The 20,704-nt window shown below is 45.3% G+C and carries 17 protein-coding genes; 3 read left to right on the top strand and 14 right to left on the bottom strand.

Translation table 11 applies throughout. The features are described 5' to 3' along the window. Positions 1-374: 374 nt before the first annotated feature. The 6 genes from BM265_RS06355 to BM265_RS06330 all read right to left on the bottom strand — a co-directional run bounded on the left by BM265_RS06355 (position 375) and on the right by BM265_RS06330 (position 6,281). On the bottom strand, positions 375-2,030 hold the full coding sequence (locus BM265_RS06355; RefSeq protein ID WP_074960719.1) for a S41 family peptidase: 1,656 nt from the start codon (positions 2,028-2,030) through the stop codon (positions 375-377). Positions 2,031-2,041: 11 nt separating this feature from the next. After that, positions 2,042-2,830 carry a hypothetical protein gene (locus BM265_RS06350; protein ID WP_074960718.1) on the bottom strand — a complete coding sequence of 263 codons (789 nt, stop codon included), beginning with the start codon at positions 2,828-2,830 and terminating at the stop codon, positions 2,042-2,044. Between the two features lie 9 nt (positions 2,831-2,839). After that, entirely contained in the window at positions 2,840-3,622 is a 783-nt protein-coding gene (locus BM265_RS06345; RefSeq protein ID WP_207646960.1) for an ABC transporter permease, read from the bottom strand. Beyond that, positions 3,585-4,547 (bottom strand): ATP-binding cassette domain-containing protein, encoded by a 963-nt coding sequence (locus tag BM265_RS06340; protein WP_074960716.1) that lies wholly within the window; start codon positions 4,545-4,547, stop codon positions 3,585-3,587. The genes BM265_RS06345 and BM265_RS06340 overlap by 38 nt, the downstream gene beginning before the upstream one ends. 163 nt (positions 4,548-4,710) lie before the next feature. Then, positions 4,711-5,601 carry a sensor histidine kinase gene (locus tag BM265_RS06335; RefSeq protein WP_074960715.1) on the bottom strand — a complete coding sequence of 297 codons (891 nt, stop codon included), beginning with the start codon at positions 5,599-5,601 and terminating at the stop codon, positions 4,711-4,713. Beyond that, positions 5,598-6,281 (bottom strand): response regulator transcription factor, encoded by a 684-nt coding sequence (locus BM265_RS06330; protein ID WP_074960714.1) that lies wholly within the window; start codon positions 6,279-6,281, stop codon positions 5,598-5,600. Before BM265_RS06330 ends, BM265_RS06335 begins: the two co-directional genes overlap by 4 nt. Positions 6,282-6,581: 300 nt before the next feature. Here BM265_RS06330 and pelA point away from each other — a divergent pair, with 300 nt between their 5' ends. Then, entirely contained in the window at positions 6,582-9,956 is a 3,375-nt protein-coding gene (gene pelA / locus BM265_RS06325; protein ID WP_074960713.1) for a pectate lyase, read from the top strand. Between the two features lie 153 nt (positions 9,957-10,109). On the opposite strand, the gene BM265_RS06320 is transcribed toward pelA, so the two are convergent. The 3 genes from BM265_RS06320 to BM265_RS06310 form a co-directional block, all read right to left on the bottom strand. Next, complete coding sequence (locus BM265_RS06320; RefSeq protein ID WP_074960712.1) at positions 10,110-11,090, bottom strand: leucine-rich repeat protein; 981 nt, start codon at positions 11,088-11,090, stop codon at positions 10,110-10,112. Between the two features lie 196 nt (positions 11,091-11,286). Then, entirely contained in the window at positions 11,287-13,056 is a 1,770-nt protein-coding gene (locus tag BM265_RS06315) for a dockerin type I domain-containing protein (protein ID WP_074960711.1), read from the bottom strand. A gap of 64 nt (positions 13,057-13,120) precedes the next feature. Continuing rightward, entirely contained in the window at positions 13,121-14,371 is a 1,251-nt protein-coding gene (locus tag BM265_RS06310; protein WP_074960710.1) for a hypothetical protein, read from the bottom strand. A gap of 454 nt (positions 14,372-14,825) precedes the next feature. Here BM265_RS06310 and BM265_RS06305 point away from each other — a divergent pair, with 454 nt between their 5' ends. Next, on the top strand, positions 14,826-15,389 hold the full coding sequence (locus tag BM265_RS06305; RefSeq protein WP_074960709.1) for a hypothetical protein: 564 nt from the start codon (positions 14,826-14,828) through the stop codon (positions 15,387-15,389). Positions 15,390-15,392: 3 nt separating this feature from the next. Further along, positions 15,393-16,127, top strand: a complete 735-nt coding sequence (locus tag BM265_RS06300; RefSeq protein ID WP_074960708.1) for a prolipoprotein diacylglyceryl transferase family protein — start codon at positions 15,393-15,395, stop codon at positions 16,125-16,127. Positions 16,128-16,189: 62 nt separating this feature from the next. Here BM265_RS06300 and BM265_RS06295 read toward each other — a convergent pair whose 3' ends face one another. The 5 genes from BM265_RS06295 to pgsA all read right to left on the bottom strand — a co-directional run bounded on the left by BM265_RS06295 (position 16,190) and on the right by pgsA (position 20,698). Next, on the bottom strand, positions 16,190-17,035 hold the full coding sequence (locus BM265_RS06295) for a peptidylprolyl isomerase (RefSeq protein ID WP_074960707.1): 846 nt from the start codon (positions 17,033-17,035) through the stop codon (positions 16,190-16,192). A 12-nt stretch (positions 17,036-17,047) separates the two neighbouring features. After that, positions 17,048-18,463 carry a cysteine--tRNA ligase gene (gene cysS, locus BM265_RS06290; RefSeq protein WP_074960706.1) on the bottom strand — a complete coding sequence of 472 codons (1,416 nt, stop codon included), beginning with the start codon at positions 18,461-18,463 and terminating at the stop codon, positions 17,048-17,050. 18 nt (positions 18,464-18,481) lie between these two features. Beyond that, positions 18,482-19,090, bottom strand: a complete 609-nt coding sequence (locus tag BM265_RS06285) for a hypothetical protein (RefSeq protein WP_074960705.1) — start codon at positions 19,088-19,090, stop codon at positions 18,482-18,484. Continuing rightward, entirely contained in the window at positions 19,091-19,762 is a 672-nt protein-coding gene (gene epsC, locus BM265_RS06280) for a serine O-acetyltransferase EpsC (protein ID WP_074833473.1), read from the bottom strand. It abuts the gene before it with no gap. Between the two features lie 342 nt (positions 19,763-20,104). Continuing rightward, positions 20,105-20,698 carry a CDP-diacylglycerol--glycerol-3-phosphate 3-phosphatidyltransferase gene (gene pgsA / locus BM265_RS06275; protein ID WP_081358381.1) on the bottom strand — a complete coding sequence of 198 codons (594 nt, stop codon included), beginning with the start codon at positions 20,696-20,698 and terminating at the stop codon, positions 20,105-20,107. Between the last annotated feature and the right edge of the window lie 6 nt (positions 20,699-20,704).

Here is a 20,704-nt window from a genome sequence, read left to right as displayed (position 1 = left end):
GCCACAGTCAGCAAAGCTGACTGTTAAGGGCAGAGCCCTCAACTCAAGGCACAAAACCAACGCGACAACCAAGCAATAAATAGCACAGCAAACAAATGTCCAAATAGGGCGCGGCAATACAAAAAATTACGAGCATATGCGACCGTATGCATACGCTCATTCTATGTCCGTAAATATATTGCCGCGCCCGAAATCGGACAGCAATAGCCACAGCCGACGCAGTCGCTGTTATCCGATTTCTTGAACCGCGGAACGAGGGTCGAGAAGCAATCAGGCACACACAATAAAACCAGACTATCCAAACAAGTTTGGTTTTATTATAGCCCCAAAATATACGATCCCCCGAAGTACTTATAAACACTTCGGGGGTTTTTTCACCTTTCTATCTCTTCAAGATATTCAACTGCTTTATCCATAAGATAATCATTTCCAGCGTCAAATATCTCATGAAGTGCATTTTCATCAAAAGGCACTATGACCTCAGCATCGTCATCTGCCTGCATATCTGTACCGCAGTCAATGAAAATCGTACCGTCCTTGTTCAGCATCAGCGAACTTGAATAGCTGAATGTTCCGCTTTTTAGATTTATAGGCGAAACACCCTGTGCCGAACCCGACGGTCCTGTAAAGCCCATGACTGTTGTATTTTCAAACCCGCTCATTAGCTTTGTCATATGATCGGCAGCACTTACGGAATCACTGCCCACCAGCAGAACTATCCTGCCCTCGTCGCCAAGTATGTTTTCGCCCTTGACGGTCACATCACCTACGGTTTTCCATTTGCCGTCACCCTCGCAGACATAGCAATTTTTGTCGTGGTCAAAATAAGCATCGGAGACATAATAGTACTCGCCCTCGGGTGCAAAAACTTCTCCTATCGCCTTGACCATAGTTCCCGAACCGCCGCCGTTCTCTCGGATATCGATGATGATATCACGAACACCCTGATTTTTCATTTCGCGTATATTATCGCAGAGTTCCTGCTTCATTTGTTTGTGATTGTCTTTCTCGGATAATGAATCAAACTGCATCAGCTTGATGCGCAGACAGGCTGTGGTGTCATTTATTTTTGTAACTGTCATATGACCCACGTTCATGCCGCCCTTTATCTTTTTGAAAGCCTCTTTCAGCCGCGAATAATAATCACCCGAAATCTTTGTAAGCTCAACGTTCTTCTCAGCACCATTATCGTCTTTTATGACTACTTCAACGTTATCACCGCCGGTGCCCGCTGCAAAAAATCCCTCGTAGAACTTCTCATTTTCTTTATCAGCAAAGGTGTACATCTGCTTCAACTCATTCAGCTCGTCAGCCTCGGCAGGTGTAATACCGTTCCAACTGATTATCTCAGTGCCGTTTCTGATACCCTTTTCTGCCAGACTTTCATCAACTTCAATGGCAACTGTCCTGCCATCGGAAAGGGTGCATATCACAAGACCGTAGTCATTGCCGGAAGCTCTTGTATATGCTGCATCTCTCGTCTTTTCGTCTGAACCGAAATTCACATGAAGATCATGGAACTCAGCACAGAACTTGTACCACGCTATCTCATTAGCCACCTTGTCATGTTCTTTGTTCGCCGCCTCGAATTGTGGAAGATATTTTTTATACAGCGCATCCCAGTCAACCTCTTTGTGCTCGGCTAGAACATAGTGAGCTTTCATACTTTCAAAGCCCTCATTGAAATCACTGACATAATCTACACTACGGTAAGCCTTGCTGAAAAGGCACAGCGGCAGACTTATCAGCACCAGCACCCAGGATAACACAGATGATGCTTTACGTGTCTTTTTCTTTGGTATGAAAAGTCCCGCTGCAAGAATTACAGCTCCGAGATACGCAGGTATCATCAGCTTTTCGACACCTGAAACATATACTATCAAAAAGCATGATGCCGCAGGTGCAAGCCATAAAAGTCTCCACTTTGAACTTTTCACCTTATCGGCATACCCTGCCATATACCACAGCGCACCGCTCATCAAGGGCAGTAAAACCAGCATGACAATATCTAAAGTTTCAAGTTTTCCCATTTTACCGCCCCCTATTCAAGATCGTCGCCGTGGAAAAAGTTGTAGCCTATCACCAGATATAATGCCCCCACCGCCAGTGAAACGATAATGCACCTGACAATAAATCCTGCTTCGGGCATAGGGGTATAGACCACCTCAACACCGCTTTCAAGACCAAAGATATGCCATTCCTTGTATTTCATAAGCTTGCCTATGGAAGAAAATGCCGTCAGCACACCCGAGTCATCAGCAGCAGATTTTAAAATGCTTACCACACTCATCAGACCGTAGAAGGCAAGAAATGATAACCCCGGACGCTTTATGAAAAACGCTATCATCACATACAAACATGATAGACGTATGAAAGGAAATGTCAGCAGAAGTATCCTGATAGCCACCGCACTGAATGGAACTGAATCGCCCCAGCCGTTAAGAATATAGCTTACACCCAGCGAGGTGAAGACCATGATCAGTCCGAAAAGAGTACACAGAACTATCAACACCGAAGCCCTTGCAAAATAAGCCTGCTTCCTCAGCCTGCCTGACATCATCTCGTAGTTAGCAGTTTTATCGCTGAAATCATCTGCACAGAAATATGCCGCAAAGAATGTCATTCCCATAATCGATAAGGTAACAATCGTATCAATACGGGTAGCAAAATCCGAAGCTGTGAGCTTCTGCCACTCTTCCAGACTATCACTACCGTTAAGATATTCTACCGCCCCGAACAGTGCCGACAACAGCATCATGGCTGCAAACACAAGATAATACACCCTGGTTCGAGATATCTGATACAGCTGGGCTTTTATCAAATTCTTCATTTCCTCACCTCAATTCATATCACGTCTGCGCATGACAGCGTAGCCGACAAGCAAAAATACTGCCGTGCCAAGGATACTCGCTGCAGCAGCGTGAAAGATGGTATCTGTTTCAAGTATATCCTTGACCACGATAACATCTTCTCCGTTAAAGAAACCGTATCCCATATTTTTAGGATTCAGCAGTCTGTCAAAGATATCGATGGAGAAAAGATACATGGTTACCTTTGTATCAAACAGCTCATTTATCATTATGGTTGAAAGCATAGTTATCATTGAGAACACATAACCTATACCGATAACAATTGCTTTATTTCTGACGGCCATAGTAATAAAAGTATAGAACGCCATATACCTTATCGCAGGCATAAGCCCCAAAGAATACCTTATCACCACATCTTTGACCGTCATAGTATGACCCCAGCCATTCAATGCGGTGAATATAAGCATCGGGGGAACAGATATGATAAGATACACCGCGATATTGAAAACCAGCACCACAAAGAATCTGCCGAAGAAAACGTCACTTCGTTTTATTCCTGAAAGCAGTTCGTAATTGACCGTCTTATCAGAAAGATCATTGCCGAATATCACAGCGGTATATACGAGGATTATCATCGGCAGCATCACCAAATTGATCTCACCTATGTAGCTGACAAACATACTTCCCGTTATCTTTTCAATCTCCTGATCGGAAATCTCCGCAAACAGGATAGTGGCAATAAATATCAGCGAACAGAGCAATATCACATACGTGCTAATGCTTCTCAGAAGCTGATACTTCTGTGCTTTCATCACATTTATCATTTTCTTCACCTACCAGTTTCATGTAGAATTCTTCAAGGTTAGCATCGTGCATATGTATCTCTGTGGGTATTATGCCGTTTTCAAACATGGTCTTTGATATCAGTCTTATTTCATCGATACGCTCATAAAGCTCCACTGAGCCGTCTCTGCGCACACGAAAATCATGTATATCCAGCTTATTTTCAAGCATAGCAGGAAGAGCAGAATTGTTATCGGAAGATATATGATAGAACTCATGACATTTATGATTGAGATCCTCGGCGGATATGGTCTCGACTATCTCTCCCTTACGTATAAAAACATAATCGGTGCAGAGAAGTGAAAGCTCGGACAGCAGATGTGAAGATATAACTATAGTTATATGCTCCTCGCGGTTGAGTTTCAGAAGAAGCTCGCGTATCTCCACTATACCCTCAGGATCAAGACCGTTGACGGGTTCATCGAGAACCATAAGCTCAGGCTTTGTTAGCATAGCCCCTGCTATTCCAAGTCTCTGCTTCATACCAAGGGAAAAATTCTTAACTGATTTCTTGCCCGTATCCGCAAGACCTACCAGTTTAAGCACCTCATCTACCCTGTCACTATTGGGAAGACCTTTCTGAAGCCTTAGCTTTTCGAGATTCTGCCTTGCTGTCATATTCTGCTTTGCATAGGGAGTTTCGATCATAAAACTCATTCTGCTTCGCGAATGTGCAAGACCCGTTTCGCTCTTCTCGCCGAAAAGTTCTATCTCCCCTGCTGTGGGGAAAACAAGCCCTCCCAGCATTTTCATGATAGTTGTCTTGCCTGCGCCGTTAGGTCCCACAAGACCGCAGATCATTCCTTTTCTGATGGAAATATCAGCGTTTTTGACCACAGTGTTTTTCATGTACTGCTTTGTAAGGTCTGTTGTCCTGATGATTATATCACTCATAGTACATACTCCTTTCGTTTGTATGATCTTTCCTTGGTTATAATTCTAAAACAATACCTTAAAGAATTTCTTAAGTGCTTTTAATGTTTACAGATTATTCATAAACAAAAAGACACCCCGCAAAGCAGAAGTGTCTAAAAATAATATTTATATACTTGTAACGCTATTCTTTCTGAGAAAATTTTACAGTCACCGAAAGCATATCTTCACTTACATCAGCACTGACTTCTGCGCCTTGTTTCTGAGCCAGAAGTTTGACTATATAAAGCCCCAGGCCTGCACCTTTTCCGCCCCTTGCACGGTCTGCGCGGTAGGTGCGTTCAAAAAGCCTCTCAGGTTCGGGAATATTCCCGCTGATGGGATTTGATATTGTCAGACAGCCATCCTCGGTGAGTGTTAAAGTAAAATACTCTCGGGAATATTTCAGCACATTTCCCAGCAGATTACCCAGCATACGCCCCACAAGCTGAGTGTCACCAAGAACAAAAACCGTCTTGGGCGGCAGAGATATCTCGGGTTCAAGCCCGGAAAGTCTTATCATGCCCTCATTCTCTGCGATGAAACTCATAAGAAGATTCGTGAAGTTTATTTTCTCAACATCGACTGTGCCTCTCTCGCTTTCAAGCACTGCAAGCTCAAAAAACTCATCGCACATCTCTTTAAGACGTTCCGTCTTTTCAAGACATATCTCCGCATAACCGCGGCAGTTTTCGCTGATTGCGTTATCACGCAGTATAAGCTGAAGATCACCTTTCATCACCGCAAGAGGCGTGCGCAGGTCATGGGCGATATCCGATACCGACTGCCTTAGAGAAAGCTCAGCCTGTTCAGTTTCAAGCTTCAGCTTTTTCTGATGCTCGATGCTCTTGTTTATCTCTCCTGCCAGATCATTCATGTCACTGTCAAATAGTGCTATCAAAAGCTGACGATCATAGTCGAACTCAGCAGTGCGTTCAAGTTCACGGCGCATTACCCTAAGCTGATGCTTCATGAGAAGAAGATATATCAGCAGAGCCGCGCATAAAACTCCGAGTATTACTATAGCGGCGATCATTGCGGGCACCCTTTCAGCCTGTAGCCTATGCCCCAGACCGTTTCGATGTGATCCTTGCCAGATGCTTTTTTTAGCTTTGAACGCAGATTGCTCATGTGGACATTGATGGTGTTGTCCTCATAGAAATACTGCTCGTTCCAGACAGTTTCATAAAGCTCCGCTTTTGTATATACCTTTTTCGGATGCTCCAAAAAAAGTTTCAGCAGCATAAGTTCCTTTGCCGTAAGCTGTACCTGCTTTCCGCCCACCGTCAGACGATTCTCCTCGGTGTTCAGCGAAAGCTCCCCCGCTTCAAGTACAGGCTTTGCCGAAAATGCACCGCTTCTTCTAAGCACAACTTCTATCCTTACAAGCACTTCGTCAAGGTCAAAGGGCTTGATTATATAATCATCTGCCCCAAGCCTGAGTACTTCCAGCTTTGTCTCCATCATTGACTTTGCAGATATGACGATAACAGGAGTCTCTCCCTTTTCCCTGAGTTCTGAAATGAGCCTTTCGCCGTTTTTATAGGGCAGCATGAGATCCATCAGCACCATATCGAAGTTCTCACGCGCCATCAGTTTCGATGCTTCATCGCCGTCAAAAGCCTGAACACATTCATAACCGCTGCTTTCAAGAAGTTCCTTTAATATATTGCTTATCTCGCGGTCGTCCTCAACAACTGCAATCCTGATCTTCATAATGCCGCCCTCCCTTTTATCTGTAACAGAAGAATTATATCATAATATGCTCCGAAAAGTCAACCCCGATACACTGCAATTAAACGAAAACGATATAGTTCAAGCAGGCACGGGCTTATCAGAATTTTCAAAAATTGAAAAGAATAAGAAACTTACCACATCATAAAAATTTATACGTTTATGTCTATAAAACCCCTTGACAAATGTATTTAACAATGGTATAATGTTTTTAGTTAATATTTAAAACGAAAATTTGAAACAACAATAATATTTTAAAGTTTATCAAAGGAGGAACCAGAAATGAATAGAACTTCAAAACAAGCAGCCTGCCTACTGCTTGCCGCAGGAATGGTCATGTCAACAGCAGCACCACTTTTCCCGCAGAGCCAGAGTGGTATAATTGCATATGCAGGTGATAATGATTTCAGCTGGAGCACCTACTCCAAAAAGGATTCTTCATGGTGGAAGAGCTACGAAGCTACTTCCCTTGCAGATGAAATGATCGCATATCAGCTCTCCGACGGCGGCTGGAGAAAGGATATGAAGACTGCCACCACAGGTTCGTGGAACAAGTCTACTATCGATAATAATGCAACATGGGGACAGATACGCTTCCTTGCAAGCGTATACAACGCAACAGGTACTACAAAATACAAGACCGCCTGCCTTAAAGGTCTTGACCTGCTGATAAACGGTCAGTACTCCAACGGCGGATGGCCTCAGGTATTCAACGATGCAGGTACCTACCACGCACACATAACCTACAATGACAGCGCAATGGTACAGGTTCTGAATATTATGCAGGAGGTATCCCAGAAGAAGGGTGCTTTTGCCTGGGTAGACAGTAGCTATCAGAGCAAAGCTGAAAACGCTGTAAACAAGGGTATCGACTGTATCCTGAAAACACAGATCAAGGTCAACGGAACTCTCACAGCATGGGGTCAGCAGCACGATGAATACACACTCGCGCCTGCTGCTGCAAGAGCTTATGAGCTGCCTTCCATCTGTACTTCTGAAAGTGTTGGTATCGTAGATTTCCTGCGTTCACTTCCCGATTCTAAGAAGACTGCAGACGTTATCCGCAGCATCAACGCCGCTGTAAAGTGGTTCGATGCAGTAAAGATCGAGAACAGAGCCTGGGGCTGGAACTCCGATAAAACGGACAAGGTGGTAACATACTCAAGCGGCTCGACCATATGGGCAAGATTCTACGATCTCCAGTACAGCAAGCCCCTGTTTGCAGACCGTGACGGTCAGGCTTATACCGACGTTACACAGATAAGCCTTGAGCGCAGAACCGGTTATTCATGGTATGGTACATGGTGCGCAAACAACATCAAGCTCGGCACTCTGCCTGAGCCTTCGAGTTCCACCCAGACACAGGGAACACATATCTATGTTGGTTACAGCAACAAGTCCAACAACTACAGCACAATACAGGCAGCCGTAAACGCTGCGGCAGCTAAGAATCCTTCTTCCGAGCAGACCCGTGTCAGCATACATATCGCTCCCGGCACATACCGCGAACAGGTGCGCGTAAACACACCTTATATCAGCTTTATAAACGATGACCCATCCAAGGAAGTTAAGATAACCTGGTACTACGGCATCGGATATAAGTATTACAGCATGGGCAGCGACGGTTACTACAACGCCAACAATGCTTGGTCGAAGTCTTCCAAGGGTGAAGCTACCCGCTGGGGCAGTGCTGTTGCTCTCCACACAAGCGCAGCATATTTCCGCGCTGAGAATATCACATTTGAGAACTCATTCAACCGCTATGTTACCGATGAAGAGATAGCAGACGGCGTTCAGGTATCGGGCAGCGAGTCCATCACATTCCAGCGCTACAAGGGTGCTGACGTAAAGAGCAAGACCGCTACTGAGCGCGCTGCCGCAATAGCTATCGAAGGCGATTACAGCGAATTCTACAACTGTAAATTCCTCGGCAGCCAGGATACCCTGTTCACCAGAGGCGCACACGAATACTTCCGTAACTGCCGCATCGAAGGCAACACCGACTACATCTTCGGTCAGGGCAAGTGTATCTTCCAGAACTGTGACCTCGTATGGGCTGGCTACACAGACAAAGCTGTCGGCGGCTACATCACTGCTGCAAAGAGCGACGGCACTTATCTCTTCTCAAATTGTAACGTATACGGCACCAGCGGTATGCTGGTAGGCTCAGGCTATTTCGGCAGACCCTGGGGCGCTGATGCGGATGTTGCATTCGTTAACACAAAGCTTTCATCCGAAAGCATGATAACTTCCGCAGGCTGGACAAGCATGAGCGGCAACCAGCCCGGCAACGCACGATTCAAGGAATACAACACCACAGTAAACGGTCAGGCAGTAAATACTTCGGGACGTGTTTCGGGTACTGTAAGATACTCAGCAAGCGGACTTGATGTTAATACTTACCTGAGCGGCTGGGTTCCCTACTACTACAACTATTCGGGCACAGTCGTTACTGTTGATCCTATAAGCGGCAATCTCGTAAAGAATCTGACCGTTACAGATTATGAGAACGCAGCAGACTGGGCGATCAACAACAGCTTCGGATACGGCGCTACTCTCTTCGGTGACCGTGATTTCACTGCTACAAGTGTTCCCTCTTATCTGGTAGGCGCAGAAGCTATAAAGACTGCCTGCGATTCCAAGACCGTTACATCTGACCTCGCAACATTCACTGCAGGTTCAAATATCACCGTTTATACAGCAGTTGACAGCCGTGTAACAAGCAGCAGTCTGCCTTCATGGCTTTCAAGCTGGACAAAGACAGGCGATTCTATCTATACATCCAACGACCTGACAATGGAAGTCTTCAAGAAGACCTACGCTAAGGGCAGCCAGGTTACTCTCGGCACAAACGGCGGTTCAACAAGCTGTGTAAACTACATTGTTCTTGTTACTGAAAACGCTCCCGAGCCTATTAGCGGAAAGTACATCAAGAATCTGGTAGTAAACGATACAGAAAATGCTTCTGACTGGTCTATCCGCAACGACATGAACAACGGATTCCAGATCTTCGGCGACCGTGATTTCACTGTAACGAATGTTCCCGGCTATCTCGTAAATGCTGAAACTATCCGTACTGCCTGCGATTCCAAGATGTACACATCTGATCTGGCATCATTCACAGCAGGCGCAGATATCACACTATACGTTGCAGTTGATACAAGAATAAACAGTCAGCTCAGCTGGCTGAGTTCATGGACACCTGTGGGCACATCTCTGTATTCTTCAAACGATGTTGAGCTTGCGCTCTATAAGAAGGATGTAAATTCGGGCACAAAGGTAACTCTCGGCACAAACGGCGGTGAGGGCTACTCCATCAACTACATCGTTATGGCTGTACCCAGACAGAATAATCAGCAGACCGGCAGCAACAATAACACTGTAACAAATATCAGCGTACTGTACAACCAGCAGTACCACCAGATAAGATTCTCGTGGAAGCCTGTAAGCGGTGCTACAAACTACGGTATCGCAGTTTACCTCGCAGGCAAGTGGAGAGTTCAGACTTCATCTCTCCCCTCAACTACTACTTACTACACCACTCCCAAGAACCTTACTCCCGGCATGAGCTACAAGGTAGCAATTGCCGCAAAGGTAAACGGAGACTGGAATGTAAATGCGGCTATCAAGAACGCAGTTTACGTTACGGTTCAGTAATAAGCTAATAATCAAAGGACTATCTCATTTCATGAAGATCAAAGCTCAGCGGACCTCAAAAGGTTCGCTGAGCTTTTTTGGCTGAAAAAGAAAAGACAGAAAAAGCCCCGCATAACATAATAGCGGGGCTGAACTTATATACAGAAAATTGCATCAGTGCTTTTTAAGGAGCCTTTTGCCCTTGACATGGGCTGCTATCAAAGTAATATCAGAGATATTTACCTTGCCGTCACCATTGACATCAGCACGCGCCCTGCGCTTTTCACTAAGCGTCTTTATACCCTTGACATGGGCTGCTGTAACAGTGATATCAACGATATTAACAGAACCATCGCCGTTTACATCACCGGGTGCAGTTTCCTCATTCGAGGTATCGTCATCTTCATCATCAAAGATTATATCGGGTGTTTCCGGGTCGAGAGCTTCGTATGAAAGACCATTTACTACCGCATATATATACGCCTGTGAATTCATATAGCACTTGATCTTAAAACCGCTTATCTTCGTGTAAGAAGCCGCATCATTGTCAGCAAGTGTGAAACCGAAAGCCGCGTCTTCTATCTTGACAACGCTTTTTGGGATAGTAACCGTCTTCAAGGAAGTACAGCCCATAAAAGCCTCATACTTGAACGTCACAGCAGAATCCTGTATAGTTACAGTTTTAAGTGCAGTGCAGTCCGAAAAAGCTGCTTCTGCAACAGTTTGCAGATTCTTAGGCAGCTTCACAGATTTAAGGCTTGTACAGCCGCTAAAAGCACATACACCAATGGTCTTGACAGAATCGGGTATAGTGACCGAAGTCATAGAATCGCATTCCATAAAAGCGCTTTCGCCAATGGTCACAACAGTATCGGGAATAATAACAGATGTAACAGCATCGCACTGAAAAAATGCATTATCTGCAATTTCTACCACTTTTTTTCCGCTTATCTTCGAGGGTATGGATACCTTTCCGCCAGCGCCGCCGTAAGCAGTTATTGCAACTCCACCACTAACAGATTCATAATAAAAGTCGCCAGAAGTTTCAGCCGAAGCCGATACACTGTATATGCTATCCCTGACAGGCAGAACTCCACTTCCGCCGAACACAAAAACAGCCGCCGCAAGACAGGCTGCAAACTTTTTATTCAACATATTTCCTCCGATCATTATTTTACAAATACTATCATCTTTTTCATTGCCAAACGCCAAAAGCGGTTAACTTAGGCATATCTGATATCGTTTGCCTTGGCATTTAGTATATTATACCCTAATCGCCCATGAATGTCAATTGCTGTAAATGCAGAAGAAAGCCCGAAAAGCCAAGCTTTTTCGGGCAATTTCATCAAAATTATCCATCAGTTGTTATATCTTCGTCCGAAGTGACAATATCCTCAGCATCTGTTATAAAGTCATCCTCATTATATCTGCGAACATCTTTGATAGCGCGCTTACCCTTGATATGGGCTGCCAGTCGCGTAATATCGGTGATATTTACCGTGCCGTCACAGTTGACATCGGCAAGGATCTGTTCATTGTCATTCAAAAATCTTGCAGATTTAACATGAGCCGCCGTAAGGGTAAGGTCAGTCACATTTATATTACCGTCACCGTTAACATCGCCGAGAGTTCCCGTTGTGCGCAGAACAGCGCCGTCTATAACATAGGTTGTTACCGAGTTCGGCGCAAGGTCGGCAGAAAAGCCTGTACTTGTGACTGCTGCCGCATCTTCTGTAACAGACCAATGCTCACCCTCAGCTAGACGTCCCGAGGTGCGTATCTCTGTAACATGACTTTCTTTAAGCATACCGAACCCATCCAGAGAATACTTCACTTTCTTTACTACGCTGCCGTCGTTGACCGCAACGATAGTCAGCTTATTGTGTGATCTGTCATATGCAGCTATCGTATCATCATCGACTTTGATTAGTGTCGATGCCGCGCCAATATACCTGCTGAACTGTCCGAAAGCGTAGTACTTCTGTGTAGCTTCAAGGCTTCCAGTCAGATCGTCACGATACAGTAACCCGAGATAGCCGCTGTCAAGATCGGGTCTGCCGTCGCAGACAGCCTGCCACATCAGCCATGCTGAAGCGCCGCTATTCTGAAGGTCGGAGATGATCTTCTTGCTTATGCCAAGTGCCGCAGACATTTCCCCGGCATTTGAACCTGCGGTGTAAAGACCGTCAGCCTCTGTTATGCGCACGCTGCTGAAATTCTTCGCAGCCTTTGTAAATGAAGCGTTCTCATGCTCGGCAGAATGTATATTCACATTGCGTACACCACCTGCTGCCTTGCTTGTTAAGGCTCCAAGCGAAGCCTCAGCAGTGTCGATATCGGCTTCATCGGCAGCTGAGATATACACTTTTGAAAGTCCTGCATTGTTCAGCGCATTCCTTACAGCAATAAGCAGCTTTGACTGCTGTTCGCCCTGGGATACATGACAGCCCTCCTGCCTTGTGCCGCCTGCTTTCCAGTGCAGTGAAGATGGTTCGTTCATAGGCGCTATGCTTGTTACATTTATCCCCTGAGATTCTATGGCATTCACAGCAGAAGCAAGATATTTGCCGTAAGCACCGCGGCAATCCGACCGCAGATTATCATTTCCCGAATACACCGCCCCCGCGGTACAGCCGCTGACCGTCATGTAGTATGGCGGAGAAGTAGGGCAAAGCTCCACCGAAAGATCACCGCCCGCGCTGCTGATACACTTTTTCAGCAAACCTATCCTGTTCTTGTCTTTTGAAAGATCTACCACATGATCAGTTTTTCCATTCTTATCGGTAACAGTCTTCGTCCATGAGGGCGGCATTTTATCAGCATCGAGAAAATGAGAGTGGGTCGGGTCGTCACCGCCGCTTACCTCGTACCTTACCATATTCATTTTTAGACCGTTCTCACCGAAGAGCATTTCAGCCGCCTTATCGGATACCGTCTTCGATTTGCCTGCTTCAACAGCCCATCGTGAAAAACCGGTTCCCCACCCCGAGAACACACAAAGCCTGTTGGATAAGGAAACGGTTACTGTTTCTCTTTCATTTGCCAAAACCGGGAAACTCATCATATCAAAAAGCACCGCGCAGGCAGCAGCCATAGATAGTATACGTTTTCTGAGTTTCATAAGCGTCACCTCCAAAAAACTGCCTTATCCTACAAAGGACAAGGCAGTAAAATTTTAAGATACATTATTCAAGCTCTTTTACAGCATTCTCCTTCTGCTCGAAAACAGTCTTTGCTGAACCGTAAGCAGTCGAAGCTGACTGTGCAGCCTTTTCTTTGTCGGTAACTGCCTGTTTAGCAGAATTGAGTGCACTTTCTGCACGCTTCATAGCTTCCTCAGCACCTGAATAGCTCTTACCCTTGATAGCAGTTTCATAATAGGTGTTGAACTTCTCGGCAAACTCGCTGACAGGCATCATATGACCAGCATCATATCCCTTGTCACAGAAAAGCACGTTGTGAACATTTCCGTTCTTGTGGCTGTAAGCGAAGCCGGCTGCGATATGCTCTTCATTCACAAGGCTGAGGTAATTGCCGCCTTCTGAATCCTTCTCATCATAATACCATATAGTGAAAGGATCATCAAAACCGATAGCAAGATCTTCATCAAGACCAGTACCGTTGGAATTACTGTTATCAGCCGAATAAAGATCGTTGTTCAGTGCCGCAAGAGCCATAAGCTTGCAGCTGACTTTGACCTCCGGCTTGCCCTCGGCTTTTCTTATCTGGTTGATGAAATTGAGATATTCTATGCTTCTCTTCATGCATTCAAGCGATGTTGCATCAGCAGAGTCACCCATATTTGCAAGAGCTGCAAGATCCGAATCCTTCAGCGTTTCAATGCCTTTGTGGTCATGTACGCTCTCAAAGAAGCCAAGCATACCCTTGTTGTAATTCTCTTTCTGACTCTCATCGTAATTGCGCTTGATCTCTTCGTACTTCGACTTTGCGTTGTCGTATTCGCCCTGAAGCTGATCTCTTCTGTTCTTCGCATCATCAAGAGCCTGATTGCACTGGTCGAGCTTTTCACTTGCTTTATCAAACTTTTCGGAAGCTGCTTCAAGCTCTTTCTTAGCCTTATTCAGCTTTTCTTCCTTGACTTCTTTAGATGACTTTGTGGTTGTAGTCTCAGTCTTACGGCGGTTATCTACCTTCTCGGTAGACTGTGTGACCACGGGAGTCTCTTCCTCAGGTTCGCTCTCCTCGCCGCCCGGAGTGGTCATAATTTCGGAATCAGTACCCAGTACCACATCAGCAGCGTCAGTTGTAAGACCATCAATTTCAGGCGTGCCGTCGCCCTTCTCTGAAAGGCTCTTACCGGAACGTTCGATGGAAAGGGGGTCTCTTCTGAGCGAGTATTTAATGAGCAGTCCCGAAAAGACTACTACTACAATAACAGCTAACCCTATCCAAAGCTTCAAACTGCTTCTTACCATTTCCTACCTCACTTTATTAGAATATTTATCAAAAAGCTAATATTACACATACAGTAACACATGGAATATTATAACACAAGAGATTAAATTTTCATGATATACTTAGTGAATAAAAAGTGAAGTAATCATTTTCGGCGTACTATTTTTTGTTTAAATCACGCTTGTTACTGTTTAACCTGCACAATTCAGCTCATAAATCGCCGTCAGACCACTTTTTATACCGACGTCAAGTCCATACAGAAATCGCCATATCATCGAGGTTTTATAATGATGCTGTTCTCGTAAAAGGGCAATGTTTTCTTTTTGTACTTCAGAGAAAAGATATAAAAAGCAATACGATATTATCTTGATCCAGCGTTTCACTGCTTGCATTATTTTCAAAGATATGATATAATCAATAGAAAAGACAAAATACTTGCTTTATACTTTATTACTGAAATTTTGAGGTGTATTTATGATAGTCAATTATTATGGAATCTGCGGCTGTGAATGTATATGGGATCAGAATGGTTTATTTCTCGCCGCACCTGCGGGTGTACAGGTACAATCACTTAAGCAGCTTGGATTTTACACCGCTGCCGACGGCAGGTGGTATAAACAGCTTTCACCCCAGGAATCTGCATATCTGGATTCCATGAAAAATATGGCGGTCGTTGATCTGCCTGCAAAGGGTCCGTCTTTCGGAATGACACCTAACATAACTTTTGATGCAGAAACACCCGAGGATAAAAAGAAAGCCAACACTATGTGCATCATATCCCTGTTGCTGATGTTCTGTGTTAATCCTTTGATTGTTGAGATAAGCAGGAATGGATACGAAAATATTACATCCATCAGTGGTTTTTCAGGTTTAGCCGCTTTAATACTGATGATCTATGTACGAGTAAAATATCCGAAAAACACCTTCGGCAAAGTGCTTATGATCGTTTATATAGTATTTTTTGTATTAGGATTGATATGGCTCACTCTTATTATGGCAATGTGTGCTTCCTGCATGAAAGACTGTCATGGTTTCTGATTTATGCATATCCATATAAACACAACTCATTCCCTCATACAGCCATACGGTGTGATGATAATCATGTCATTTCTTGTTGGATCCGCAGGAATGTTTATTCTGAATATCCGAAAAGGCATACAAAAACGCATCGCTTTGTATATGCTTCTTCTGCTGCCTGTGATGAGCCTGTTCTGCGCAGTAATGCTCACTTCGATCACCAGCGGCGGTAAGAGCTTCGGACTTTCATCAGTCGGTGGATTGGTCGGTGTATACGCGGCAGTTATCACAATGGGGCTTATATCACCTACACGGACTGATCTGCCTGTTATGGCAGAAACTGCAACCGTCATGCTTCCGCTGATGTACAGCGTTTCAAAGGTAGGCTGTTTTCTTGCGGGGTGCTGTTACGGTTTTGAGTATGACGGCATATTTGCTGTGGAATATTCAGGACAATATGCTCATGAATGTCCTGCTTTTCCTGTTCAGGCGGCTGAGACTATCTCATTCCTTCTCATATTCCTGATAGGCGTAATTCTTTATACCAAAAAAATGCGTTACGCTGTGCAGGTTATATTTATAACTTCTGCATCAGCTAAATGTATGCTGGATTTTCTACGTGCATCACACGATGGCATTATTCTTTCGCTGACACAGGTATTCTGTATCATACTTGCCTTTATAGGCGTTGTATGGCTGATTGTGAAAATGAAAAATTCCGGCGCTGAATCATCCGAAATAATATCAAACAATCTATAAAACCAAAAGAGCTAAGACTCGATGCTGATCGGTCTTAGCTCTTTATAATATATCAGGTATGATTATTCCACATCGGTCACATTTTTATCAGTTTCACGGGTAAAGAAACTGTCGTTCCTGTGCTCGCCGTAGGTGGATAAGTACGCCTTATTGATGATGATATCCTTCTTGGGACGAAGGTCGTCATCTTCTTTCACTACCTCGGCGCGGCAGATAGCGTCATAAGCATCAAAGCCGTCATAAACCTGTCCAAAGATGGTGTACTGCTGGGAGAAATTTGGTATTCCGCCTTTTTCCTTGAAAGTGTCAACAAGCTCAGTGTTGCCGCCTGCCGAATCAAGCTCTTCCTTGAATTCGTCAGTGAACTCTACCGTATCAACAAAAAGTATACGGCTGCCTGACATGATCTTTCTGTTGAAGATCGAGCCGCCCTTGTCGCCGTAGGATATCAGCGAACCCTTGAAAGGCCACAGATCTTTGTTTATCTCAGGGTCGATCTTAGTTTTGTCCGTATCGGAAGTTTCGGTACCGTCCGTGGACTTTGAACCTCCCATGAAGTAAACATCTTTCTGCACCGCGAAAACATAGGTGCCGTCGTAGTATCCGTCCTTGACCAGATCCTCGAAATATTCAACAAATTTCGGTGCCTGATCTGGATAAAGTACAGCCGTGAAAGTACCCTCGGAAGTTTCAAAAACCACAACGGGAGCGTCATCCTTCGGCAGCTGATACTGGATAAGATCAACGTTATCGGGATCAAGTGTGCCAGTCTTCATCCTCTGGCAAGCGTTAAACAGCGAGAACACCAGCACAAACGCCAGGGCTATCATCGAAAAATTGAAATAGATCCTGAATCGCCTGCTGCGCTGAACATCATAGTAATTCTTTTTTGATTTCTTGTTTTCCATTATTTCCTCCGCTTAAAGCTTGGTCACGGTCGTGCCCTGACGAGTTTCCTTGACCTCATAGCCCAGAGCGGTTATCTTGTCGCGTATCTCGTCAGCCTTTGCGAAATCCTTGGCTTTTCTGGCAGCCTGTCTTTCATCTACAAGAGCCATAACCTCAGCAGGGATATCAGCACCGCTGTTCTTCTCGTTCTGCTTCTTGGCAGCTGCGATAAGACCTACGCAAAGAACCTTGTCGATATCCTCGATAGCAGCAAGCTTGGTAGCAGCGGAAGCATCTGATTTCAGTATATCATAAAGAACTGTCATACCGTTTGAAGTATTAAGGTCTTCGTCCATAGCAGCGGCGAAAGCTGCTCTCAGTTCAGCTGCCTTGTCCTTATCGACTTCTCCTGCGTCCTTTTCGTTAAGAAGTGTTGCTATCCTCGAAGTCAGCTTGTCATAAGCGGTCTTAGCATTGTCAAGGTTCTCCCAGGAGAATACCAGTGACTTTCTGTAGTGAGACTGCAGGCAGAAGAATCTGTAAACCAGCGGGTCATAGCCCTTTTCTTCCAGCAGAGATACTGTCAGGAACTCACCCTTTGACTTGGACATCTTGCCTGTATCGGTATTCAGGTGATGAACATGGAACCAGTAGTTGCACCACTTGTGTCCGATGTAAGCTTCGGACTGTGCGATCTCATTTGTGTGGTGGGGGAAGATGTTATCAACACCGCCGCAGTGTATATCCAGATACTCGCCGAGATTCTTCATGGATATGCAGCTGCACTCGATGTGCCAGCCGGGATAACCTACGCCCCAGGGAGATTCCCATTTCAGTTCTTGATCGTCAAACTTGGACTTTGTGAACCAAAGCACAAAGTCAGCTTTGTTGCGCTTGTTTGTATCTTCCTCAACACCCTCGCGAACGCCAACTTCAAGGTCTTCTGCACTGAAATTGTGGAACACATAGTACTCCTTCAGCTTTGAAGTATCAAAGTAGATATTTCCGCCTGCCTCGTAAGCGTATCCCTTTTCGATCAGTGAAGATATTACCTTGATGAACTCATCGATATATGTGGTGGCAGGTGCTACAACATCAGGTGTCTTGATATTCAGCTTGCCGCAGTCGGTGAAGAAAGCATCGGTGTAAAATTTAGCTATCTCCATAACTGTCTTGTGCTCGCGCTTTGCACCTTTGAGCATCTTGTCGTCGCCTGTGTCGCCGTCAGAAGTAAGATGACCAACATCGGTGATGTTCATAACGCGCTTAACATCAAGACCGCTCCAGCGCATATACTTCTCCAGAACGTCCTCCATGATATAGCTTCTCAGGTTGCCGATGTGTGCAAAGTGATATACCGTAGGACCGCAGGTATACATAGATACCTTTCCCGCAGTATTCGGTACGAATTCTTCCACTTTGTGACTGAGTGTGTTATAAATCTTCATTTGTATCCTCCTAGTTTTTTAAACCAAAAGCCGTACAGGCTTTCTGAAATTCAGTTCTTCTACTCCTGTTACGCCGAACCAGTTGAGTTCTACGCCGAAAAGCTTCTCAGCGTCAAGCAGAGCTTCTTCCTCGGTTTTGTAGACCCTTGCTGTCCGATGAACTTCGTTATCAAATTCGCAGGCGGCAAGATAACAGGCTCCCCTGTTTATATCCGCAACATAGTACGCCAGTGGCACAAGAGATTTTCCGCTGTTCTGCGAATAGAATTGCTGCTGTTCTTCTGTAAGTGTCGCACGCTTGTAAGACGATATCTCCAGCCGTCTGAAACTGTCGAAATAGTTGACGAACATTCGGTAGCCCTCTTTGTCGCCGAAATAGGTCATCAGAATATCGAACCAGTCTGCATTGGGTTCATCGTAGGTCAGGCTGCAGCGGACATATTCCGTGAACAGTCCCCAGTCAGCAGGCAGCAGCGAATAGGCAGGTTTTGCTCCGCCCGTCAGTTGATTTTCTATCCTGCAAAAGGCATATCCGTTCAGAAATGTCCTCAGGGCGATAAGGCTTTCGCCGCAGGTGTAAAGATAAGGCTTCGCCAGCAATATCTCGATAAGCTCGATACTATCCATTTACTCGCCCTCTTGACCTATACGCTTTTCAAGCTCTTCAATTCGCTTTTTAAGACGTTCTATCTCAAGCCTATCCTTGCAGAGTTCCTGAGATACAGGGTCGGGCATATGCACCTGATCGAGATCGAGAGTGCGCTTGCCGTTCTGCTTGACGACTTTAGCGGGAACGCCCACAGCAGTACAGTTGGGCGGAACAGATTCAAGAACAACAGCGTTAGCCGCTATCTTCGAATTATCACCGACCTTGAAAGGACCCAGCACCTTAGCACCACAGCCCACCATCACATTGTTGCCCAAAGTAGGATGACGCTTGCCCTGATCCTTGCCAGTACCGCCAAGGGTACAGCCCTGATACAGCAGACAGTTATCGCCAATCTCAGCTGTTTCACCGATAACGACACCGGCGCCGTGGTCTATCAGGAGACCCTTGCCTATCTTTGCACCCGGATGTATCTCGATACCCGTGAGAAAACGTGCCGTCTGGGATATTACCCTGGCTACGAACTTTAAATTTTTAAGATAGAACCAGTGTGCAACACGGTACATAGCCACCGCGTGCAGTCCTGAATAAGTCAGAATCTCCAAAGTGCTGGTGGCAGCGGGGTCTCTGTCCTTGATGGACTGTATCTCCTCTTTGTAGCTTCTGATGATCCTGGTTATCAACTTACTCATGTTGACCCTCCGTATCTCTGAATAAACATATCAATAAATCTTACTTACTGCGTTTTAAAAGAACAGATCTCTAATAAATAAAAAAGCCCCCGAACACGCGATATATGCGTATTCGGAGGCGAGAGATCCCGCGGTCCCACTCCGTTTCACTGTACATATTCTGTACAGCCTTGATATCCTTAACGCGGATAAACGAGGAGGGATACTGAGCCTTGCCGTTCCCCTCTCCCTGCTGTCAGCCGCACTTCCCTACGCCGTGACTTAGCCTTGCACCAAACGGCTTTTCTCTGAACGTCACTAATGCGTGGTACTCTTGCTGATGCGCATTTTGGGAATATTATATTATTCGTTAGGGTCGATATACTTCGCGTAAGCTTTAAGATAAACGCCACCCGATATTACGGTGAGTATAACAGCTATCCAGATAAGCACCTCATTCAGCAGGAACACAGGGTGTGTCCAGTTGAGGTCTGGTGCGCCTTTAAGCTCGGGGTAGATTATCTGCATGAACATTATAGCTATCATAGCCACCATTGTGAAGGCTGTCTTCAGCTTGCCCCAGATTCCTGCGGCTACCACAACGCCCTCGCCCGCAACAACGAGCCTCAGACCTGTGACCATGAATTCTCTCGACAGTATGATGACTACTGCGATAGGGTCGATCCATCTTTCAAAGGTGAAACATATCAGCGCTACCATGACCAGCAGCTTATCAGCCAGCGGGTCGAGAAATTTGCCGAATGTTGTGACAAGGTTCTGCGCCCTTGCTATCTTGCCGTCCAGCATATCAGTCAGCGAAGCGATTATAAACACCGACATCGCAAGTATAGTATGCAGTCTCGGACCTATCTCAAAGCAAAGCATGAATACCATGAAGAATGGTATGAGTATTACTCTCAGAACAGTAAGCTTGTTTGGCAGATTCATTTTCTTCATCGAAAA

It is taken from the genome of Hominimerdicola alba, from assembly GCF_900112155.1.
Taxonomy (GTDB): domain Bacteria; phylum Bacillota; class Clostridia; order Oscillospirales; family Ruminococcaceae; genus Hominimerdicola; species Hominimerdicola alba_D.
The sequence above is the reverse complement of the archived record's forward strand: the minus strand, read 5'-3'. Positions and strand labels throughout refer to the sequence as shown.